This window comes from Streptomyces sp. TLI_185, assembly GCF_003814765.1.
In the GTDB taxonomy this organism is placed as follows: domain Bacteria; phylum Actinomycetota; class Actinomycetes; order Streptomycetales; family Streptomycetaceae; genus Streptomyces.
Genome location: NZ_RKRB01000001.1, coordinates 7,148,816 through 7,169,594, shown reverse-complemented (window position 1 = coordinate 7,169,594; position 20,779 = coordinate 7,148,816). Strand labels below are relative to the sequence as shown.

Genomic DNA, 20,779 nt, shown 5'->3' with positions numbered 1-20,779 from the left:
CCCTCGCTCTCCGGTCCGGTCATCGTGCGTCTTCGCACGTAGAGGCGGCGCGACCGTACCAAAACGTTCCCTCGCCGTAGCGACGGGCCTTGACCGCGTCGAAACCATCGGGCCACCTGAATTCGCCGCCTCTGGTGCTGCGCTCCACGGTGACGATCGCCTGCGGTGCGAGCCAGCCTCCCGAGCGGAGTGTGAGGAGAATCTCGCGAAGATCGTGATCTGTGACTCGGTACGGGGGGTCGAGGAAGACGAGGTCGTACGGGTCTGTCGGCGCCGGGGTCTGGATGATCTGTTCGGCTTTGCCTGCCCTCACCTCGGCGCCGGGGAGTCCGAGAGATCTGACGTTCTCGCGGATGACCCGGGCGGCGCGGGCGTCCGCCTCGACGAGGAGGGTGTGGCTCGCGCCTCGGGAGAGGGCCTCCAGGCCTACGGCGCCGGAGCCGGCGTAGAGGTCGAGGACGCGTTCGCCTTCCAGGGGGCTGCCCAGGAGGGACTGCCAGGTGGAGAAGAGGCCCTCGCGTGCGCGGTCTGATGTCGGGCGAGTGCCATTGCCTGGCGGCACGGCGAGGCGACGTCCGCCGGCTGTGCCGGCGATCACGCGGGTCATCTTTGGTCCTTGGTCTGGGGTGGTTACTCAACCAGTTTGGCAGCAGGTTCATCGTGGTTGCTCGCGCCCGCGCGACGGAGCCGCACATCGACACAGCCCCGCGCCCCTGTCGGGGCGCTCCACCTCACCCCTTTTCCAGGTACTGCTCCCTTTCCTCGTCCAAGAGGGCGGCCAGGGCCGTGCGCAGGCCCGGGAGGTTCTCCAGCTCCGGGTCTGCCGCCACCACCGCCGCAGCCTCCTCCCTCGCCTCCGCGATCACCTCCTCGTCCTCGATGACCGCCAGGACCCTCAGGCTGGTGCGGGCGCCCGACTGGGCCTGACCCAGGACGTCGCCCTCGCGGCGCTGCTCCAGGTCGATGCGGGAGAGTTCGAAGCCGTCGAGGGTGGAGGCGACCGCGGTCAGGCGCTGGCGGGCCGCGCTCGCCTCGGGCATCTCGGTGACCAGGAGGCAGAGGCCGGGGGCCGAGCCGCGGCCGACGCGGCCGCGCAGCTGGTGGAGCTGGGAGACGCCGAAGCGGTCGGCGTCCATGATCACCATGGCGGTGGCGTTCGGGACGTTGACGCCGACCTCGATGACCGTGGTGGCCACCAGGACGTCGGTGTCGCCGGCGGCGAAGCGGCGCATGACCGCGTCCTTGTCGTCGGGGTGCATCCGGCCGTGCAGGACCTCGACGCGGAGGCCCTGGAGCGGGCCCTTGGCGAGCTGGTCGGCCACTTCGAGGACGGCGAGCGGGGGGCGCTTCTCGGCCTCGTCCTCGGGGGATTTCTTCTTGCCGGACTTCTTCGGGTCGTCCTCCTCGTCGCCGATGCGGGGGCAGACGACGTACGCCTGATGGCCGCTCTCCACCTCCTCGCGGACCCGCTCCCAGGCGCGGGAGAGGAAGTGGGGCTTGTCGGCGGCCGGGACGACGTGCGAGGCGATGGGCGAGCGGCCTGCGGGGAGCTGGTCGAGGACGGAGGTCTCCAGGTCGCCGAAGACGGTCATGGCGACCGTGCGCGGGATGGGGGTGGCCGTCATGACGAGGAGGTGCGGGGGCTGTTTGCCCTTGCCGCGCAGGGCGTCGCGCTGTTCGACGCCGAAGCGGTGCTGTTCGTCGACGACGACCAGGCCCAGGTCGTGGAACTGGACCTTGTCCTCGATCAGCGCGTGCGTGCCGATCACGATTCCGGCCTCGCCGGTGACCAGGTCGAGCAGGGCCTGGCGGCGGGCGGCGGCGCCCATGGATCCGGTCAGCAGCACCACCTTGGTGGAGTGCTCGGTCCCGCCCAGCATCCCGCCCTCGGCCAGGTCGCCCATCATCTCGACGACGGAACGGTGGTGCTGCTGGGCGAGCACCTCGGTGGGCGCGAGCATGGCGGCCTGGCCGCCGGCGTCGACCGTGGCGAGCATGGCGCGCAGGGCCACCATGGTTTTTCCCGATCCGACCTCGCCCTGCAGCAGCCGGTGCATCGGGTGCTCGGTCGCCAGGTCGTCGAAGATCTCCTTGGAGACGTTCTGCTGGCCCTCGGTGAGGGTGAAGGGGAGGCGGTCGTCGAAGGCGGTGAGGAGGCCGTCGGGTTTGGGTCTGCGGGCGACCGCCGGGAGTTGGGCGTCGGCGTGCCTGCGGCGGGCGAGGGCCACCTGGAGGACGAAGGCCTCGTCCCACTTGAGGCGGGAGCGGGCGTCCTCGATGTCGGCCTTGGTGTGCGGGCGGTGGATCTTGAGCAGGGCCTCCGGGAGGGAGACCAGGCCGCGGCCCTCGCGGAGTCCCTCCGGCAGCGGGTCGATGGCCTCCTGGGCGGTGGGCAGGACCGTCTGGAGCGCCTTGCCGATCTTCCAGGACTCCAGCTTGGCGGTGGCGGGGTAGATCGGGATGAGGGCGCCGGCCCAGGTCTCGACCGTCTCGTCGCTGTCGCCTCGTAGCAACTCGTAGGCGGGATGGGCGAGTTGCAGGCGGCGGTTGAAGACGGAGACCTTGCCCGCGAACATCGCGCGTGTGCCCGGCAGGAGTTCCTTGTGGGGCTTGTGGACGCCATGGCCGAAGAAGACCAGTTGGAGGCGGCCGCTGCCGTCGGTGATGGTGACCTCGAGGCGCTGGCCCTTGCCGCGGGGCGCTTTGGAGGAAGCGAAGGTGTGCAGGCGGGCGTCGGCGACCATCGCGACCACCGTGACGTGCTCGTCCATGGGGAGGTCGGCGAGGTGGGTGAGCTGACCGCGCTCCTCGTATCTGCGCGGGTAGTGGTGCAGGAGGTCGCCGACGGAGTGCAGGCCGAGGTGCTCGGCCATCACCTTCGCGGTGGCGGGGCCGAGCACTGACTTCAGTGGTTGCTTCAGTGGTTCTTCCAGTGCGGGCACGAGATCCATTGCACACCACGCCACTGACAATCCCGTATACGTCCCGCGAAACCCCTGGTCAGACGGCTCGTTCCGGCCTTAGGATGGCGCGCTCCGGCCATCCCCCGCGGTCACCGCCCCACCAGGGACCGCCCGACCCCGCGCCGTCGCGAACCTCCCCCCACCGGCGCTGCGACGATGGACTCCCAGACCTCGAAGTCATCCCAGCCGTCCCAGTCACCCCAGCCGCCTCATACGTTCCAGGTCGACCTGCGCGGGCTGGTGGATCTGCTCTCCCATCACCTCTACTCCAGTCCCAAGGTCTATCTGCGGGAGCTGCTGCAGAACGCCGTGGACGCCATCACCGCCCGGCGCGCGGAGCAGCCCGACGCGCCGGCGCGGGTGCGGCTGTACACGCAGACCGGTGCCCTGCGTGTCGAGGACACGGGAGTGGGGCTCACCGAGGCGGACGTGCACACCCTGTTGGCCACCATCGGGCGCAGTTCGAAGCGGACCGACGGGATCGCCGACGGGATCCAGGAGGTCCGCTCGGACTTCCTCGGGCAGTTCGGCATCGGACTGCTGGCCTGCTTCGTGGTCGCCGAGCGGATCCGGGTCGTCAGCCGCAGCGCCCGTACGCCGGACGCGGCTGTCGTGGAGTGGACGGCGAGCGACGACGGTTCGTACACCGTGCGGACGCTGCCCCAGGAGGCCCGGGCCGAACCGGGCACCACCGTGCACCTGGTGGCGCGGGCGGGGGCCGGCGAGTGGCTCGCGCCCGAGCGGGTGCTCACCCTGGCGCGGGACTTCGGGTCACTGCTGCCGTACGACGTCCGGGTCGGCGACGAGGCGGTCACCGACCTCCCGGCGCCCTGGGACCGGTCGTACCCCTCCCCGGCCAACCGGCGGGTGGCCCTGGCACGGCACTGTCACGATCTGTTCGGCTTCACCCCGCTCGACTCGATCGAGCTGAACGTGCCGCTCGCCGGGATCCGCGGTGTGGCGTACGTCCTGCCTTCGGCCGTGAGCCCCGCCCAGCGGGCGACGCATCGGGTGCATCTGAAGGGCATGCTGCTGACCGAGCGGGCCGAACAGCTGCTGCCGGACTGGGCGTTCTTCGTGCGGTGCGTGCTGGACACCGACAGTCTGCGGCCCACGGCCTCGCGCGAGTCGCTGTACGAGGACGAGACGCTGGCGGCCGTGCGGGAGGCGCTGGGTACAAGGATCCGGTCCTGGCTGACCGGGCTTGCAGCCGGTGATCCGGAACGGCTGGCGGCCTTCCTGTCGGTGCACCACCTGGGCGTGAAGTCCCTGGCGCGGCACGACAAGGAGATGCTGCGCACGATGCTGCCGTGGCTGCCCTTCGAGACCACCGACGGGCAGCTGTCCCTGGAGGAGTTCGCGCAGCGGCACCCGGTGGTGCACTTCACGCGGACCGTGGAGGAGTACCGGCAGGTCGCGCCGATCGCGTCCGCGCAGGGCGTCGGGGTGATCAACGGCGGTTACACGTACGACAGCGAGCTGGTCGAGGCGCTGCCGTCGGTGCGGCCCGGGACGGTGGTCGCGGAGTTGGATGCCGACACGGTGACCGCGCATCTGGACGCGGTGGACCCGGCCGAGGAGCTGGCCCTGTCCGGCTTCCTGGCGGCCGCGCGGGCGAAACTCGACCCCCTGGGGTGCGATGTGGTCCTGCGGGCCTTCCACCCGCTCTCCGTTCCCGCCCTGCACCTGGACGACCGGGCGGCCCGCCATGAACAGGCCCGCGCCGAGGCCGAGGAACAGGCCGACGACCTCTGGGCGGGCATCCTGGGGTCGCTCCGCGGCAGCGCCCCACGCGCGCGTCTCGTGCTCAACCACCTCAGCCCGCTGATCCGGCGGATCAGTTCGCTCGGCGACCCGGAACTGATCGGCACCGCCACCGAGTCCCTGTACGGGCAGGCACTGCTCATGGCGCAGCGCCCGCTGCGGCCGGCGGACACGGCGCTGCTGAACCGGGCGTTCATCGGCCTGCTGGAATGGGCGACCCACGGGGAGGACGGCAACTGATGAGCGGGATCACGGACTTCGACTCCCTGCGCCGCGCGATGGCGGAGAACTCCGAACGGCCGGAGGGCCCGGCCCGCAACGCGCGCGCGGAGCAGCTGCTCGCCGATGCCGAGAAGCTGGGAATCCCGCTCGCCGTGATCGAGGCGCTCGGGCATCAGCTGAAGGTCTACAACTACAGCTCCGAGAAGGACAAGATGTTCGTCCCCTTCGCGCGTCTGCTGCGCATGTGGGACGAGCGGCCCGGGGACTTCGACGAGTACGAGGTGCACTCGCTGCACTGGGTCTTCAAGTGGATGTCGTCCGGCATGCTCGACCAGCCGCATGTGCCGCTCGCCTCGATCGAGAAGTGGCTGGGCGAGATGGAGCACCGCTACCGGCTCGCCGGGCACTCTGAACGGGCCGTGCGCAGTGCCGAGTTCAGCGTGGCCGCCCACATCGGGGACATCGCGCGCGCGGAGCGGGCGTACGCCGCGTGGCTGGCCGCCGACCGGGACAGCATGGCCGACTGCCATGCGTGCGAGCTGCACGGGCAGGGCTGGTGGCAGGCGGAGCAGGGGAGGGACGCGGAGGCGCTGCTGCTGTGGCGGCCGGTCCTGGAGGGCGAGTTCACGTGCGCGCACGAGCCGCACACGGTGCTGGCGTCGTCCCTGGTGCCCCTGCTGCGACTGGGCCGCACGGACGAGGCGCGTGCACACCATCTGCGGGGCTTCCGGCTGGTACGGGGCATGGAGAGCATGCGGGGCGCGTACGCGGACCACGTGGAATTCTGCGCGCTGACCGGCAACGAGGCGCGTGGCCTGGAACTGCTCGCGGAGCGGCCGGCGTACTTCACGGACACCGGGCATCCGCGCAGCAGGCTGGACTTCCTGAGCGTGGTGGCGCTGCTCATGGAGCGGCTGGGCGAGGCGGGGCCGGTCGACCGTGAGGTGCCCGGACCGGCCGGCCGGACGTGGACGGCGCGCGAACTCGGCACGCACGCGCGTGCCGAGGCGCTCGCCCTGGCCGCGCGTTTCGACGAGCGCAACGGCAACTCGTACGTCAGCGAGCGGGCACGCGCGCGTATGGCGCAGCGACCGCTGGTCGAGCGGCTGCCGCTCGGGGTGCGGGCGACGCGTCGCCCGGTCTCCGCGCCTTCGGTGGCGGCGCCTGCCGCCGCGACTGCGGACGTGCCGGACCTGGCCGCCCTGCTGGCCGAGGCACGCCGGCTCTCGCACACCCTCCAGCCGAACGCCATGGACGCCTGGGCGGCCGTCTCGCGTGCCGCCGAGGGCGTCGAGCTGGACGCCCGTGACCGCGCGGAGATCGCGGACCACGAGGCGATGGACCGGGGCCCGGAGGGCGCCGCACTCTTCGAACGGGCCGCCGAGTTGTACGCGGAGGCCGGCGACCCCGGTGAGGCACTGGCGGCACGCACGCGTGCGGCCTACGTACGCGCTCTGTCCGGCCGGGTGGACGAAGCGCTGGCGGCGGTCGCCGAGCCGTACGACCAGGTCCTGGCGCTGTACGCCGACGACGCCACCGGCGTACGGCAGACGGCGTCCGTGCTGATGGGACGGGCGCGGATCCTGATGCGGCGGGTGCAGGAGGGAGGCGAGCCGGCTGAGGAAACGGTTCTCGCCGACGCCGAGAGCGCCGTACGTGAACTGCTCGCGCTGGTCGGCGGGTACACCGGGGACGATGTGCGGATCGCCTCGCGGGAGGCCGAGGCTCAGGCCATGCTCGCGGAGCTGGCGGTGCGCGGCGGTGACCTGGAGACGGCCGTGGAGCTGTTCGGGCGGGCCACGGCCGGGTTCGTCAAGGCCGGGCTGCCGTGGTTCGCGGTGGAGTACGAGGCACGGCTGGCCGGCCTGGCGCATCACCTGGGCGACATCTCGGGGGCGGAACGGGCACTGCGGGCGGCCCTGGAGCACGGCGGGGCGCATCTGGAGGCGGTCGGGCGGGCCCAGCTGCACCTGCAGCTCGCCGAGGTGCTGGGCGGCCGGGGGCTGTCCGTGGAGGCCGCCGAGCATGCCCTCGAGGCGGCGCACTGGGCCGACGAGGCGGGCGAGGGCCCGACGCTCGGCGCCTGGGCGCGGCAGCAGCTCGGCGGGTTCCTGCTGCGGCAGGAGCGGTGGGCCGAGGCGGCGGAGGTGCTGGAGTCGGCGCTGCCCGACCTGAGTGCCGAGACGCACGGGGACGGTGCCGTCGTCCAGACGCAGTGGTGGCTCGGCGACTGTCTGAGCGAACTCGGCGAGCACCGCGCGGCGGCCGAACGGCGCCTGCAGGCCGCCGAGATCGCCCGCCACTGGCCCGAGCAGCACGACCACGCCACGCTCGCCCACCTCGCCGCAGAGTCCCTCGGAGCGGCGGGGCTGCCCGCCGAGGCGGACCATGCGTATGCGCGCGCGGGTGAACTGTGGCGCTCGCTCGGCAACGTCCACGGCCTCGTACGCTCCCTGCGCGCCCGTGCCTGGCTCGCGCTGCGCGCGGAGGACGGAACGGACGCGGCACGGGAGCTGATGGCGGGCGCGGTGCGGGAGTGCGAGGCGGCGGTGGGCACCGTCGGCACCGACGAGGAGGCCCGGCAGCGGCTCATCGCCGAACTCGGCCATACCCACCGCCAGTTCGGCGACCTGCTCGCCCGCTCCGCCACGGAGGACGCCGACGACGACTCGATCCGGGCGGCACTCGAGGACGCCCTGTCCCAGGTCACCGAGGCGATCGCAGTGTTCGCCTCCCTCGGCGGCGACGCCCTGGACAGCCGCACCGGCGCCGAACTCGCCGCAGGCTGGCTGGAGGCCGACCTCACCCGCCCCACCCGAGCAGCGGCACGCGCACGCGCGGTCCTCGCCGCATACGACGGCGCAGGCGACGAGGACGAGACGGCACAGGACCGAAAGGCGGAGGCGGAACAGATGCTGCAGGTGGTGGAGGAGCAGGGGGCGGGCTGAGGGGGGAGGCCGGCGGAGACCGAAAGCCCGGCAGACCGGCAGACCGGCAGACCGGAAGCCCGGGAGACCGGAAGGCCGGAATGCCAGGAACCCGGACGGCGGACGGCGGACGGCCAAGACGACGAGCCCCGGGCCGGCCGGGGTCAGGAACGGCCGAACCACCCTGTGGTCAGAAGCTCCGGCCCGCCCGACATGGAGCAGCAGGCTCGGGCCCACTGAGAGCAGCTGCGGAAGAGTCGCAGGGGCCAGAAGTTCCGCCACCGGCCGAAACCAGGAACCCGAGCCGCCCAGGACCAGCAGCGGACGAACCGCACAGGCCACACGCCCCGGTCCGACCGGGACCAGGAAACCCAAGCGGGCCAGGACCAATAACGGACGAACCACACAGGCCCCCGGCCCGAGAGGACCATGAAGCCCGAACCGGCCAGGCCCGCAGCAGAGAAGCCGCAGAGGTCAGAAACTCTCCGTCGGCCGAGGCCTGCAGCCCGAGTCGGCCGAGGTCAGGACTGTAAGAGCCGTACAGGGCCGGCAGAGGCCGAGCGTGGACGGCGTCGAGGCGCTATTCGACGCCGATCAGTAGGAGGGCGCCCTGGCGGCCGCCCCGGTACACCACCGTGTCGACGGCGAGGTACGACTCGCGGACGCGTGTCTCCAGGCGGTCGGCGACGGAGTCGGGAGCCTCGTCACCCAGGACGAGGGTGACCAGTTCGCCGCCGGCCTGGAGCATGCGGTCAAGGACGGTTTCGGCGGTGAGCGTGACGTCGGTGCCGATCACGGCCACGTCGCCGTCGATGAGGCCGAGGACGTCCCCGGCCTGGCAGATTCCCGCCATGGTCCAGGACTGGCGCTCGGCGACGGCGACCTCGGCGTAGCGGGTCGCGCCTGCCGCCGAGGTCATCGACACGACGTCCTCGTCGAAGCGGCGCTCCGGCTCGTGCACGGCGAGCGCGGCGATCCCCTGGACCGCGGAGCGGGTCGGGATCAGGGCCACCCGGATGCCCTCGACCCGGGCCTGCTCGGCCGCCGCGGCGGCGGTGTGGCGCAGGTCGGCGTCGTTGGGCAGCAGCACGACCTCGCGCGCGTGGGCGCGCCGTACGGCGTCGACGAGCTCACCGCTCGCAGGCGGCTCCCCCGGGCGCGCGAGCACGGTGGTCGCGCCGGCCTCGGTGTACAGCCCGGCCAGCCCCTCGCCCGGCACGACGGCCACGACCGCCCGCTGGACCTGCTCCCTGGCGGGCCGCTGCCCGCCGGTGGTGTGCACGTCGCCGGCGCCGAAGTGGGTGATCCGGATCCGGTACGGCCGCCCCGCCTCGACGCCCGCCTCCACGGCGGCGCCCGCGTCGTCCACGTGCACGTGCACGTTCCACAGTCCGTCGCCGCCGACCACGACGAGCGAGTCCCCGAGGGTGTCGAGGCGTGCCCGCAGCCGGTCCACGGCCGCGTCCTCGGCCTCCAGCAGGTAGATCACCTCGAAGGCGGGGCCTCCCTCCTCCAGAGGAGGGAGGACACAGTCCTCGGCGACGAGCGTGTTCTCGGCGGCGGCCGTATCGGTCTGCACGCGCGCGTGCCCGCCGGAAAGCGCGAGGGCCGCCGGCGCCTCCCCCGTGAACGTCTCCACCAGCGCCGCTAGCACCGCCACCAGCCCCCGCCCGCCGGCGTCGACCACTCCGGCCCGCCCCAGCACGGCCAGCTGCCCCGGGGTCGCGGCCAGCGCGGCGCGCGCTCCCTCATAGGCCGCCCGTGCCACCGCCCCGCAGTCGCCCTCCGCTCCCGTGGCCGCATCAGCGGCGGCGGAGGCGACCGACAGGACCGTGCCCTCGACGGGGTGCGCGACGGCCTGGCGGGCGGAGTCGGCCGCGTGCCGCAGGGCGAGCCGGAGACCGGAGCCGTCGGTGTGAGGCGTCTCACCGTCGGCGGCCAGCACCTGCGCCATGCCGCGCAGGAGCTGGGCGAGGATCGTCCCGGAGTTCCCCTGGGCCCCTATCAGCGCCCCGTGCGCCATCGCGCGCACGGCGTCGGCCAGTGAAGGCTTTCCTGACACCTCGGCGCCCATCTCATGGCCCGCGAAGACGGCCTCGACCGCCCCGACGGCGGACTCCACGGTCAGATAGAGGTTGGTGCCCGTGTCCCCATCGGCCACGGGGTAGACATTGATCGCGTCGATCTCCTCGCGCGCGCGGCCGAGCGCCTCGAGCGCGAGGCCGCACCAGGTGCGCACCGCGAGAGCATCGAAGAATGTCTGCGGCACCTGCGCCACCTGCGCCTCCTCAGGATCTGGACTGGACGCAGCGTAGACCCAGAGCGGGTGACCACCGGAAGAGGGCCGGGAGCGGGGCCCTGATCAGCCATGGTAGTTTCGTTGTACTGGCGCAGTCGTTGTATGCTGCTCCGGTTGCCCGATCCCGATCGGGCCAATCTCCTGGCAGCGCCACTCAGATCTCTGATCCTGCGATCTCGATCCCGGCCCGCCGGGATCCAACCGTAAGTGCATCTGAAGTCTTTGGAGTGACCCGTGGCTGCCAACTGCGACGTCTGCGGCAAGGGGCCGGGCTTCGGCAACAGCGTCTCGTTTTCGCACCGCCGTACGTCCCGTCGCTGGAACCCCAACATCCAGCGTGTGCGTACCGTGGTCGGCGGGACGCCGAAGCGCCTGAACGCCTGCACCTCGTGCATCAAGGCCGGCAAGGTCTCGCGCTGACGCACAGCTAAGCGCGCGGCCACTGCTGGTTCGCTGCTCTGAGCCGGTCCACCTCGGTGGACCGGCTTTTTGCTGTGCCAAAAGGCCGTGCCCGGATACCCGGTGTGCTGCCAGAATCTTGCGAATGCGCTTCGGCATCCTGGGCCCTCTGGACGTACGCACAGACGACGGCACCCCGTTGGACCCCGGCGGCCCCCGCCCTCGCGCGCTGCTCACCCTGCTGCTGCTGGACGCCGGCCGCGCGGTCTCCACACAGCGCCTCACCGACGGCCTGTACGGCGCCGAGCCGCCCGCCGGGGCCGCGGGCGCCCTCCAGTCGCAGATCTCCCGTCTACGGCGGCGCCTGGCCCCGCACACGGACATCGATGCGGGGCCCGGCGGTTATCGCGTCGCCGCCTCGGCCGACTCCGTCGACGCCCACCGTTTCGAGCGGTTGTCCCAGGAGGGGCGGGCCGCTCTCGCCGCCGGTGACCACGCGCGCGCGGCGCCCCTGCTCCGGGAGGCGCTCGCCCTGTGGCGCGGCCCGGCACTGCCCGACCTCCCGGACGCGCACGCCGAGACCGCCCGGCTCGAGGAGCTCAGGCTGGCCGCCGTGCAGGACCGGATCGAGGCGGACCTGGCGCTCGGCGGCGGCCCGGAACTCGTACCGGAGCTGCGGGCGCTGCTGGCGGACCAGCCGCTGAGCGAGCGGCTGTACGGTCAGCTGATGCGGGCCCTGCACGCGGGCGGGCGGCCCGCCGAGGCGCTCACGGTGTACGAGGAGGCGCGGCGCACACTCGCCGACGAACTGGGCGCCGACCCCTCGCCCGAGCTGTCCGCGCTGCACCTGGAGCTGCTCCAGGGCGGCGAACCCGAGCGGCGCCGCTTCCCGGCCCAGCTCACCCGTTTCGTCGGCCGCGAGGGCGAACTCACCCGGATCGCAGCGCTGCTGACCGACTCCCGCCTGGTCACGCTCACCGGACCCGGCGGTGCGGGCAAGACCCGCCTGGCGATCGAGGCGGCGCAGCAGCAGCCGGAAGTCTGCTTCGTGGAGCTCGCTCCTCTCACCGACGGCAAGCAGATCCCGTACGCCGTCCTGACCGCCCTGGGTGTGCGTGAAGGTTTCCGCACGCCCACGACCGACAGCACGGACCGGCTTCTGTCCGCTCTGGAGGACCGCGAGCTTCTCCTTGTGCTCGACAACTGCGAGCATCTCGTGGAGGACGCGGCCCGGCTGACGGCGCTGCTCCTCGCCACCTGCCCAGGGGTCCGTGTGCTCGCCACCAGCCGTGAGTCCCTCGGCATCACCGGCGAGACCCTGGTCCCCGTACCGCCGTTGCAGCCGGAACCCGCGGTCCGGCTCTTCCTCGATCGTGCGCGGGCCGTGCGCCCGGGTTTCGACGGCCACGCGCGCGTGGGCGACATCTGTGCCGCCCTCGACGGACTCCCCCTCGCCATCGAGCTGGCGGCGGCCCGGCTGCGCACGCTGACCCCCGAGGAGCTGGCCGAGCGGCTGGACGACCGGTTCCGTCTGCTCTCCCGGGGCGATCGCTCCAAGGCGCCCCGGCACCGCACCCTGCGGGCCGTCGTGGAGTGGAGCTGGGGGCTGCTGGACGAGGAGGAGCGGGAGCTGGCGCGGCTGCTGACGGTGTTCTCCGGGGGCGCGACGCTGGACGCCGTCGAGGCGGTGTGCGGGCTGCCGTATCCGGAGGACGTGCTGGCGTCCCTGGTGGAGAAGTCGTTCCTGGAGGTGTCCGAGGGGCGTTACCGGATGCTGGAGACCATCCGCGCGTTCGCCGCCGAGGGCGTGCCGGACCCGGACAGCCTGAAGGACGCGCACGCCGGGTACTTCCTGCGGCTCGCCGAGCGGGCGGAGCCGCGTCTGCGCGGCGGCGGTCAACTGCCCTGGCTGGACCGGCTGTCCGCCGAGCACGGCAACCTGGACGCGGCGCTCCGCCATCTCGTGCGCCACGGCCCCGAGGACGCCCTGCGCCTGACGGCCGTCCTCTCCGGCTTCTGGCGGCTGCGCGGCCTGCACGGCGAACAGGTGGCGGCGGCCCGCGCGTTGCTGACCGTCGTGGGGGACGTCCCGCCACCGGGGCTGACGGAGGAGTACGTGCTGTGTGCGGTCAACGTGCTCCTGGGCGAGGGCGATCACGCGGTCGGCCGCGAGGAGCTCGTCGCGCGCGTGGACGCCCTCATGGCCACCTGCGAAGGCCCCTTGCGGCTGCCGTACGTCCTGATGCTGTGGTCCCTGGTGGTCGGCCCCCGGCCGGAGGGCAACGCGCGGGCCCTCGCCCTGGCCGGCGACGACCCCTGGGCGCGTGCGCTGCTCGATGTGGGCCTGGGCTTCCAGGAGCTGTACGCGGGCCGGACACGGGAGTCCGAGGAGTGCTTCGTCCGGGCGCTGGATGCGTTCCGGGTGACGGGCGACCGCTGGGGGATGGCCAACTGCCTCGACCCGCTCGGCGCGTTCGCCCACGCGCGCGGGGACTCACGGCGCGCCCTGGAGCTGCTCGACGAGGGGCTGGCGTACATGCGCGAGGTGGCGGCTCCGGAGGAGACCGCCGATCTGCTGCGTACCCGTGGCACCGTACTGCTGCACCAGGGCGACACGGCCGGCGCCGAGGCCCACTTCGAGCAGGCACTGTCACTCGCACGCGTCGCCGGTCTGCCCGACAAGATGGCGGGCGCCCGGCGCGGCCTCGGTGACGCGGCCCGGCTGTCCGGGGACACGGCACGCGCACGCGTGCACTACGAGAACGCCTTGGAGGCCTGCGCCGCCAACTGGTTCAGCGTCGGCGAGACCGTCCGCATCCTCATCGGGTTCGGCCGCACGGCCGCCGCCGAGGGGCGGACCGAGGAGGCTCGCGACTGGTTCGGGCAGGCCGCCGAACTCTCCGTCGAGGGGCCGGGCAACTTCATACTCTCCGAGACGGCCGAGGCGTTGGCGTCCGTCGCCGACACCGCCGAGCGGGCCGCCGTCCTGCTCGGCGCGGCGACGGGCCTGCGGGGCGCCGCTGCCGGGGGCGACCCGGACGTCGTACGCACCGAGAAGGAAGTCCGCGCGCAGCTGTCACCGCAGGCGTACGAGACGGCCTTCGAGGAGGGCCGGAGGCTGCGGTCAGCGGCGGTCAGCGAACGGTAGGAGGACGGTCAGCGGCTCCCCCGAGGCTGCTGCACATGACGAAGACACAGAGCCTCAGTCACCTCACCGTCCTGGTCTCCGGCGCGAGCGTCGCCGGCCCCGCCCTCGCCCTCAACCTGGCCCGCCTCGGCGCCCGCGTGACCGTCGTCGAGAAGGCCCCGGAGCTGCGCGGCGGCGGCTTCGCGGTCGACTTCCGCGGCCACGTCCACCGCACGGTCCTCACCTCGATGGGCATCTGGGACGAGATCCACGCCCGGCAGACCCACATGGGCCGGCAGACCGTCGTCGACGCGGACGGCAACCCGCGCGTGGACCTGCCCGCGGAGCTGATGAGCGGTGACGTGGAGATCTTCCGCGGCGACCTCGCGCAGCTCATGTACGAGCGCACGAAGGACGAGGTCGAGTACGTCTTCGACGACTCGATCGCCTCCCTCACTGAGGACTCGCAGGGTGTCGACGTCACCTTCGAGCGGGGTGCTCCCCGCCGCTTCGACCTCGTCGTCGGTGCGGACGGCCTGCACTCCCACACCCGCCGTCTCACCTTCGGTGACGAGTCCCGCTACCTGCGCTTCTTCGACCACTACGTGGCCGGCTTCGACATCCCCAACCACCTTGGCCTGGACCGCACCGGCCGCGTCTACAGCGAACCCGGCCGCGCGATCGTCGTCGCCAACTACGACGGCGACCCGGACCGCGCGGGCGCGCTGCTGGTCTTCCGGTCCGAGGAGTTGTCGTACGACCGCCGGGACGTCGCGGCGCAGAAGCGCATCCTCATGGAGCGGTTCGACGGGATGGGCTGGGAGGTCCCGGACGTCCTCAAGGCCCTCGATGAGGCCGACGACCTGTACTTCGACGCGATCGCCCAGATCCATGTCGACCGCCTCACGAAGGGGCGTGTGGCACTGCTCGGGGACGCCGGTTACGGGGCGACCATGGGTGGCATGGGCACGGGCGTGGCGATCGTCGGCTCGTATGTCCTCGCCGGTGAACTCGCGCTCGCGGGCGGCGATTTCCGCACCGCCTTCGCCGAGTACGAGACCCGGATCCGGGACTTCGCCAAGGGCTGCCAGAAGATCTCCGGGAACGCGGGCCCGTTCTTCGCCCCGCCGACCGAGCGCCGTATCCGCAGCCGGGACCGCATGTACCGGGTCCTCGCCTCCCGCCCCCTGGCCCGCTTCTTCAAGAAGCTGACCGAGAAGGCGGCCACGGACATCAAGCTGAGGGAATACCCCTACTGAGCGCCCACCCGTGGTCCACGGGCCCGATCCCGCCGCCGAGGGCGAACCCGGCCGCGATCGCCCCGGTGACGTACTCCTTGGCCGCCGCCACGGACTGCGGCACGGACTGCCCCTTCGCGAGCTGCGACGCGATCGCCGACGCGAGGGTGCAGCCCGTTCCGTGCGTGTGCCGGTTGTCGTGCCGGGGAGCGCGCAGCCAGTGCTCCTCGGAGCCGTCGGTGAGCAGGTCGACGGCGTCACCGGGCAGATGACCGCCCTTGATGAGCACCCAGCTCGGCCCGTACGACAGCACGGCCCCAGCGGCCTCGCGCAGATCCGACTCCGACTCGACGTGCACACCGGCGAGTTGGGCCACCTCGTCGAGGTTCGGCGTCGCGAGGGTCGCCGCGGGCAGCAGCTTCGTCCGTACGGAGTCCAGCGCGGAGGCCGCCAGCAGCGAGTCGCCGTGCTTCGAGATGCCGACCGGGTCGACGACCGCGGGAGCATCGGTCGCTGCGATCAACTCGGCGACCGTCTCCACGAGTTCGGCCGAGGCCAGCATCCCGGTCTTGACCGCCTGTACGCCGATGTCGTCGACCACACTCCGGTACTGGGCCCGCACGGCGTCCACCGGCAGCTCCCAAGCCCCCTGCACGCCGAGGGAGTTCTGCGCGGTGACCGCCGTGACGACGCTCATGCCGTGCACGCCGAGCGCGAGCATCGTCTTCAAGTCGGCCTGGATCCCGGCCCCGCCGCCGGAATCGGAGCCCGCGACCGTCAGCACCCTGGGCGGGGCGCTCATGACTCGATGTCCCCGAAGTGGTCCCAGCCGCCCTTGCTGGTCCACGGCGCCCCGTCGACCGTCACCTGGGGCAGCGCCGAGGGGTTGAGCACCTCGCCGATCACCTTCCAGCGAGCCGGCAGTTTCACGTCCGGCGGGAAGGTCGCCACGATCGCGTGGTCCTCCCCCCCGGTCAGCACCCACTGCATGGGGTCGACGCCGACTGCCTGCCCGATGTCGTTCATCTGGGACGGGATGTCGATCGCGCCGGAGCGGATGTCGATACGGACCTTGCTGGCCTCGGCGATGTGCCCGAGGTCGGCGATGAGTCCGTCGCTGACGTCGCACATCGCGGTCGCGCCGAGCCCCGCGGCCGCGGGACCCGCGTGGTACGGCGGCTCGGGGCGCCGATGCGCCTCCACGAAAGCGCGGGGCGAACGGAAGCCCCGGGAGAGCACCGCGTAACCGGCGGCCGACCAGCCCAGCCAGCCGGTCACCGCCACCAGGTCCCCGGGCTGGGCGCCGCCCCGGGTGATCGGCTCCTGGTTGCGCAGATCACCGAGCGCGGTGATCGACACCACGATCGTGTCGCCTCGTACGACATCCCCGCCGACCACGGAGGCGCCCGCGACCTGGCACTCGTCGCGGATGCCGTCCATCAGCTCGCTCGGCCAGGTCACCGGGAGTTCGGCGGGCACCACCAGTCCGAGCAGCAGTGCGGTCGGTACGGCACCCATGGCGGCGATGTCCGCGAGGTTCTGCGCAGCGGCCTTACGTCCGACGTCGTAGGCGGTGGACCAGTCGCGGCGGAAGTGCCGTCCCTCAAGGAGGATGTCGGTGCTGGCCACGACCCGTCGGTCGGGTGCGGCCACCACCGCGGCGTCGTCGCCGGGGCCGACCCGGACCGCCGGGGTGGTGGTGAGACGGGAGGTGAGCTCCCTGATGAGCCCGAACTCCCCGAGCTCACCAACAGTGCCCTTCATTGCCCTTGCTCCCCTTCTGTCCCTGGCCGTGCCCGGTCGCGCGTCATCAGTGTCCTCGATACGGTCGAGATGACCGTCAACCTTTGCCGTGCCCGCACCCCGGCGCGCAAGCCCCGGCCTCCGCGGGTCTCCCCGCGGCGAGCGGCGACGCGATACCGTGGCGTTCCTTTTCCCCACATGATCCTCGTGGCCGCCCTGGAGGTTCCGTGGTACAGGCGTACATCCTGATCCAGACGGAGGTCGGCAAAGCGTCGACCGTCGCCGAGACGATCAGCAAGATCCCTGGAGTCATCCAGGCCGAGGACGTGACAGGACCTTATGACGTGATCGTGCGGGCCCAGGCCGACACCGTGGACGACCTCGGCCGCATGGTGGTCGCGAAGGTCCAGCAAGTGGACGGCATCACCCGTACCCTGACCTGCCCGGTCGTCCATCTGTAGCCCCCGTCTACGCTTGGCCGGTGAAGTTCTTGCGCCGCCGGCTCATCGGTCTGCCCGTGCTCGCCCTGCTGATCACCGCGGCAGGCTGCTCATCAGCAGACGGCGGTGCCCGGGCTGCGGTTCCCAGTCCGGGCACGAAGGTCACCGCGCTGTGCCAGAAACTGGACAAGGCGCTGCCTGCCAAGGTCGACGGTCAGGATCGCCGGGATCCCACACCCGCGTCCACGCTGACCGCGGGCTGGGGGAACGCGGCGATCATACTGCGCTGTGGTGTTGCGCGGCCCGCGAAGATGAGTGACCCGGAGGCCGACGGGGTCGAGGTGAACGGCGTGGGCTGGTTGCTGGAGAAGCAGAACGACGGATCGTTCCGGTTCACGACGACGCTGCGGAAGGCGTATGTCGAGGTGAGGATCCCTGCGGGGCGGAGCGGCGATGGCATGGCGCCGTTGGTTGATCTGGCGCCTGCCATCAAGAAATCGGTGCCGACGGGTATTGCCGACTAGTCGCCGTGACTGGATCGGTCACTCGTCGACTGCAAGTCGTGTGTGGTTCCTCGCGCCCACGCGGCGGTGGCCGCATATCGACACAGACCCGCGCCCCTGACGGGGCGCTTCAGCGCAGGCCCGTTGACCTGCGCAGTGCCGCCTGGATGAGTTTGTCCACCAGCTCGGGATAGCTGATGCCACTCGCCGCCCACATCTGCGGGTACATCGAGATCGGGGTCATGCCGGGCATGGTGTTGATCTCGTTGATCACGAACTCGCCCTCCTCGGTGAGGAAGAAGTCCGCACGCACCAGGCCCTCGCAGGACGCGGCCTCGAAGGCATCCACCGCGAGCCGCTGCACCTCGGCGGTCTCCTCGGGCGTCAGCGGCGCCGGCACGATCCCCGGGGTCGAGTCGATGTACTTCGCCTCGAAGTCGTAGTACGCGTGCGTGTCCGGCGGCGGGATCTCAGAGGGCACGCTCGCCCGCGGACCGTCCGCGAACTCCAGCACCCCGCACTCGATCTCGCGGCCGCGCAGCGCCGCCTCCACGAGGATCTTCGGGTCGTGCCGCTGGGCCTCCGCGATCGCGTCGCCCAGGCCGGCGATGTCGTCGACCTTGGTGATGCCGATCGACGAACCCGCGCGCGCGGGCTTCACGAAGAGCGGCCAGCCGTGCTCGCCGGCGAAGTCGACGATCTTCTTGCGGGCGGCCGACTCGTCCTGCTCCCATTCGCGCGGCCGGATCACCACGTAGGGGCCCACCTTGAGCCCGAAGGAGGTGAACACCCGCTTCATGTACTCCTTGTCCTGGCCGACGGCCGAGGCGAGCACGCCCGAACCCACGTACGGGACGCCGGAGAGCTCCAGCAGGCCCTGCAGGGTGCCGTCCTCACCGTACGGGCCGTGCAGGACGGGGAAGACGACGTCGACCTCGCCGAGCGCCTTGGGCACCGATCCGGGCTCGCTGACGACGACTTCGCGGTTGCCGGGGTCGAGGGGGAGCACCACGCCGCCCTCGCCCGACTCGGCCACGTCCTCCACCTCGGGCGTACGGCGGTCGGTGATCGCCATGCGTTCGGGCTCGTCGGCGGTGAGGGCCCAGCGGCCTTCCCGCGTGATGCCGATCGGCAGGACGTCGTACTTGGTCCGGTCGATGGCTCGCAGGACGGCGCCGGCGGTGACCACGGAGATCCCGTGTTCGGAGCTGCGCCCGCCGAACACGACGGCCACGCGCGGCTTGCGAGGCGGCTGCTCAGGGCTCTGGGGGAGGTTCTCGGTGCTCATATCGCGTTGAGCGTACCCGTTGGTAGAGCCTCGATACAGCGTCGACTCAGGAGGTTCGCTCAGCGTCGTTCGGGCTTCGCGCTGCGCGACATCAGCTCCTTGAGGGCGACCACGGGAGGCTTGCCCTCGTGCACGATGTCCACGACGGTCTCGGTGATGGGCATCTCCACGCCGTGCCGGCGGGCCAGATCCGCCACGGACTCACAGGACTTGACGCCCTCGGCGGTCTGCTTGGTGACCGCGATGGTCTCCTGCAGGGTCATGCCCTTGCCGAGGTTGGTGCCGAAGGTGTGGTTGCGCGACAGCGGCGAGGAGCAGGTCGCCACCAGGTCGCCCAGGCCCGCGAGTCCGGAGAACGTCAGCGGGTCGGCGCCCAGCGCGACGCCGAGCCGGGTGGTCTCGGCGAGGCCGCGCGTGATGAGCGAGCCCTTGGCGTTGTCGCCGAGGCCCATGCCGTCCGCGATGCCGACGGCGAGGCCGATCACGTTCTTGACGGCACCGCCCAGTTCGCAGCCGACCACGTCCGTGTTCGTGTACGGCCGGAAGTACGGCGTGTGGCAGGCGGCCTGGAGCCGCTGGGCGACCGCCTCGTCGGTGCAGGCGACGACGGCGGCGGCCGGCATCCGGGCGGCGATCTCACGCGCGAGGTTGGGACCGGTGACGACGGCGATACGGTCGGCACCCACCTTGGCGACGTCCTCGATCACCTCGCTCATCCGCATGGCGGAGCCGAGTTCGACGCCCTTCATGAGGGAGACGAGGGTCGTGCCGGGCGCGAGCAGCGGCGCCCATTCGGCGAGGTTGCCGCGCAGCGTCTGCGAGGGGATCGCGAGGACGGTGAAGTCGGCGCCGCGGGCGGCCTCGGCGGCGTCCGCCGTCGCCCGTACGTTGTCCGGAAGTTCGACACCGGGAAGGTAGTCGGGGTTCGTACGCGTGGAGTTGACCGCATCCGCGAGTTCGGCTCGCCGGCCCCACAGAGTGACGTCGCACCCCGCGTCGGCGAGCACCATGGCGAAGGCGGTGCCCCACGAACCGGTGCCGAAGACGGCCGCCTTGACGGGCTTGCTCACGTACCCTGCCCCTCTTCCTGCTCGGCCCTCTCCTGGACCTGCTTCTGCTCGTGCGTCCTGCGCCGCTGCTCGATCCGCTCGCGGCGCGGGTCGTACGGCGTCTCGGGCGCCTTCTCGCCGCGGATCTCCTCCAGCTGGCGGGTGATGGCGGCCATGATGACCTCGGTCGCCTCCTTCAGGAGGTCCGGGGTCATCTCCTTGTCGTAGAAGCGCGAGAGATCGACGGGCGGCCCTGCGAGCACGTGATGGGTCTTGCGCGGGCGCAGGCTGGGCTTCTTGGCGTACGGCGGCAGCAGCTCGTTGGCGCCCCACTGAGCGACGGGAATCACCGGGCACTTGGTGGTGAGGGCGACGCGCGCGGCACCCGTCTTGCCGGTCATGGGCCACTGTGCGGGATCCCGGGTGATGGTGCCCTCCGGGTAGAACGCGACGCACTCACCGCGCTCCACGGCGGCGATCGCGGCGCGGAATGCGCTCAGCGCGTCCGTGGTCTCGCGGTAGACGGGGATCTGTCCGGTGCCGCGCATCGCGGCACCGACGAATCCCTTCTTGAAAAGGCCGCTCTTCGCCAGGAATCGCGGAACCCGTCCGGTGTTGTACTGATAGTGCGCATACGCGAAGGGGTCCACATGCGAATTGTGGTTCACCACGGTGATAAATCCGCCGTCGGCCGGAATGTGCTCCATTCCGCGCCAGTCCCGCTTGATCAGAACCACCAGTGGCGGTTTGCAGAGCACCGCTGCGAAGCGGTACCAGAAGCCGATTCTGCGGCGGGGCACGCGGACACCTTCCTCTA

At 71.8% G+C, this 20,779-nt stretch carries 15 protein-coding genes; 7 read left to right on the top strand and 8 right to left on the bottom strand.

What is annotated here, in order from left to right:
• Positions 1-19 precede the first annotated feature (19 nt).
• The gene (gene rsmD, locus EDD92_RS33205; RefSeq protein WP_123967721.1) at positions 20-607 is read right to left on the bottom strand and encodes a 16S rRNA (guanine(966)-N(2))-methyltransferase RsmD; all 588 of its coding nucleotides are present in this window, start codon (positions 605-607) and stop codon (positions 20-22) included.
• Between the two features lie 124 nt (positions 608-731).
• A complete protein-coding gene (recG, locus tag EDD92_RS33200) occupies positions 732-2,951 on the bottom strand; it encodes an ATP-dependent DNA helicase RecG (protein ID WP_123967720.1) in 2,220 nt (739 codons plus the stop codon).
• A 168-nt stretch (positions 2,952-3,119) separates the two neighbouring features.
• Here recG and EDD92_RS33195 point away from each other — a divergent pair, with 168 nt between their 5' ends.
• Positions 3,120-4,967 (top strand): HSP90 family protein, encoded by a 1,848-nt coding sequence (locus EDD92_RS33195; protein WP_123967719.1) that lies wholly within the window; start codon positions 3,120-3,122, stop codon positions 4,965-4,967.
• Positions 4,967-7,897, top strand: a complete 2,931-nt coding sequence (locus tag EDD92_RS33190) for a tetratricopeptide repeat protein (RefSeq protein ID WP_123967718.1) — start codon at positions 4,967-4,969, stop codon at positions 7,895-7,897. Before EDD92_RS33195 ends, EDD92_RS33190 begins: the two co-directional genes overlap by 1 nt.
• A 559-nt stretch (positions 7,898-8,456) precedes the next feature.
• Here EDD92_RS33190 and EDD92_RS33185 read toward each other — a convergent pair.
• On the bottom strand, positions 8,457-10,154 hold the full coding sequence (locus EDD92_RS33185) for a DAK2 domain-containing protein (RefSeq protein ID WP_123967717.1): 1,698 nt from the start codon (positions 10,152-10,154) through the stop codon (positions 8,457-8,459).
• Positions 10,155-10,409: 255 nt separating this feature from the next.
• Here EDD92_RS33185 and rpmB point away from each other — a divergent pair, with 255 nt between their 5' ends.
• The 3 genes from rpmB to EDD92_RS33170 all read left to right on the top strand — a co-directional run bounded on the left by rpmB (position 10,410) and on the right by EDD92_RS33170 (position 14,960).
• Positions 10,410-10,595, top strand: a complete 186-nt coding sequence (gene rpmB / locus EDD92_RS33180) for a 50S ribosomal protein L28 (RefSeq protein WP_123967716.1) — start codon at positions 10,410-10,412, stop codon at positions 10,593-10,595.
• Positions 10,596-10,719: 124 nt separating this feature from the next.
• Positions 10,720-13,722 (top strand): BTAD domain-containing putative transcriptional regulator, encoded by a 3,003-nt coding sequence (locus EDD92_RS33175; protein ID WP_123967715.1) that lies wholly within the window; start codon positions 10,720-10,722, stop codon positions 13,720-13,722.
• A 35-nt stretch (positions 13,723-13,757) separates the two neighbouring features.
• Positions 13,758-14,960, top strand: a complete 1,203-nt coding sequence (locus EDD92_RS33170) for an FAD-dependent monooxygenase (protein WP_185124206.1) — start codon at positions 13,758-13,760, stop codon at positions 14,958-14,960.
• Here the strand turns inward: EDD92_RS33170 and thiD are convergent.
• Positions 14,935-15,741 (bottom strand): bifunctional hydroxymethylpyrimidine kinase/phosphomethylpyrimidine kinase, encoded by an 807-nt coding sequence (thiD, locus tag EDD92_RS33165; protein ID WP_123967713.1) that lies wholly within the window; start codon positions 15,739-15,741, stop codon positions 14,935-14,937. The two genes, EDD92_RS33170 and thiD, sit on opposite strands and share 26 nt — an antisense overlap.
• A complete protein-coding gene (locus tag EDD92_RS33160; protein ID WP_030943058.1) occupies positions 15,738-16,703 on the bottom strand; it encodes a thiamine-phosphate kinase in 966 nt (321 codons plus the stop codon). Before EDD92_RS33160 ends, thiD begins: the two co-directional genes overlap by 4 nt.
• A 206-nt stretch (positions 16,704-16,909) precedes the next feature.
• Between EDD92_RS33160 and EDD92_RS33155 the strand changes: the two genes are divergently transcribed.
• Positions 16,910-17,143 (top strand): Lrp/AsnC family transcriptional regulator, encoded by a 234-nt coding sequence (locus EDD92_RS33155; protein ID WP_003997603.1) that lies wholly within the window; start codon positions 16,910-16,912, stop codon positions 17,141-17,143.
• A 20-nt stretch (positions 17,144-17,163) separates the two neighbouring features.
• The gene (locus tag EDD92_RS33150; protein WP_123967712.1) at positions 17,164-17,646 is read left to right on the top strand and encodes a DUF3515 domain-containing protein; all 483 of its coding nucleotides are present in this window, start codon (positions 17,164-17,166) and stop codon (positions 17,644-17,646) included.
• A gap of 109 nt (positions 17,647-17,755) precedes the next feature.
• Here the strand turns inward: EDD92_RS33150 and EDD92_RS33145 are convergent, their stop codons facing one another.
• Genes EDD92_RS33145 through EDD92_RS33135 form a run of 3 tightly spaced genes read right to left on the bottom strand, consistent with a single transcriptional unit; the run spans position 17,756 to position 20,762 of the window.
• Positions 17,756-18,913, bottom strand: a complete 1,158-nt coding sequence (locus EDD92_RS33145) for a D-alanine--D-alanine ligase family protein (RefSeq protein ID WP_123967711.1) — start codon at positions 18,911-18,913, stop codon at positions 17,756-17,758.
• Positions 18,914-18,972: 59 nt separating this feature from the next.
• Complete coding sequence (locus EDD92_RS33140; RefSeq protein WP_123967710.1) at positions 18,973-19,983, bottom strand: NAD(P)H-dependent glycerol-3-phosphate dehydrogenase; 1,011 nt, start codon at positions 19,981-19,983, stop codon at positions 18,973-18,975.
• Positions 19,980-20,762 carry a 1-acyl-sn-glycerol-3-phosphate acyltransferase gene (locus tag EDD92_RS33135; protein WP_123967709.1) on the bottom strand — a complete coding sequence of 261 codons (783 nt, stop codon included), beginning with the start codon at positions 20,760-20,762 and terminating at the stop codon, positions 19,980-19,982. Before EDD92_RS33135 ends, EDD92_RS33140 begins: the two co-directional genes overlap by 4 nt.
• Positions 20,763-20,779: the final 17 nt, after the last annotated feature.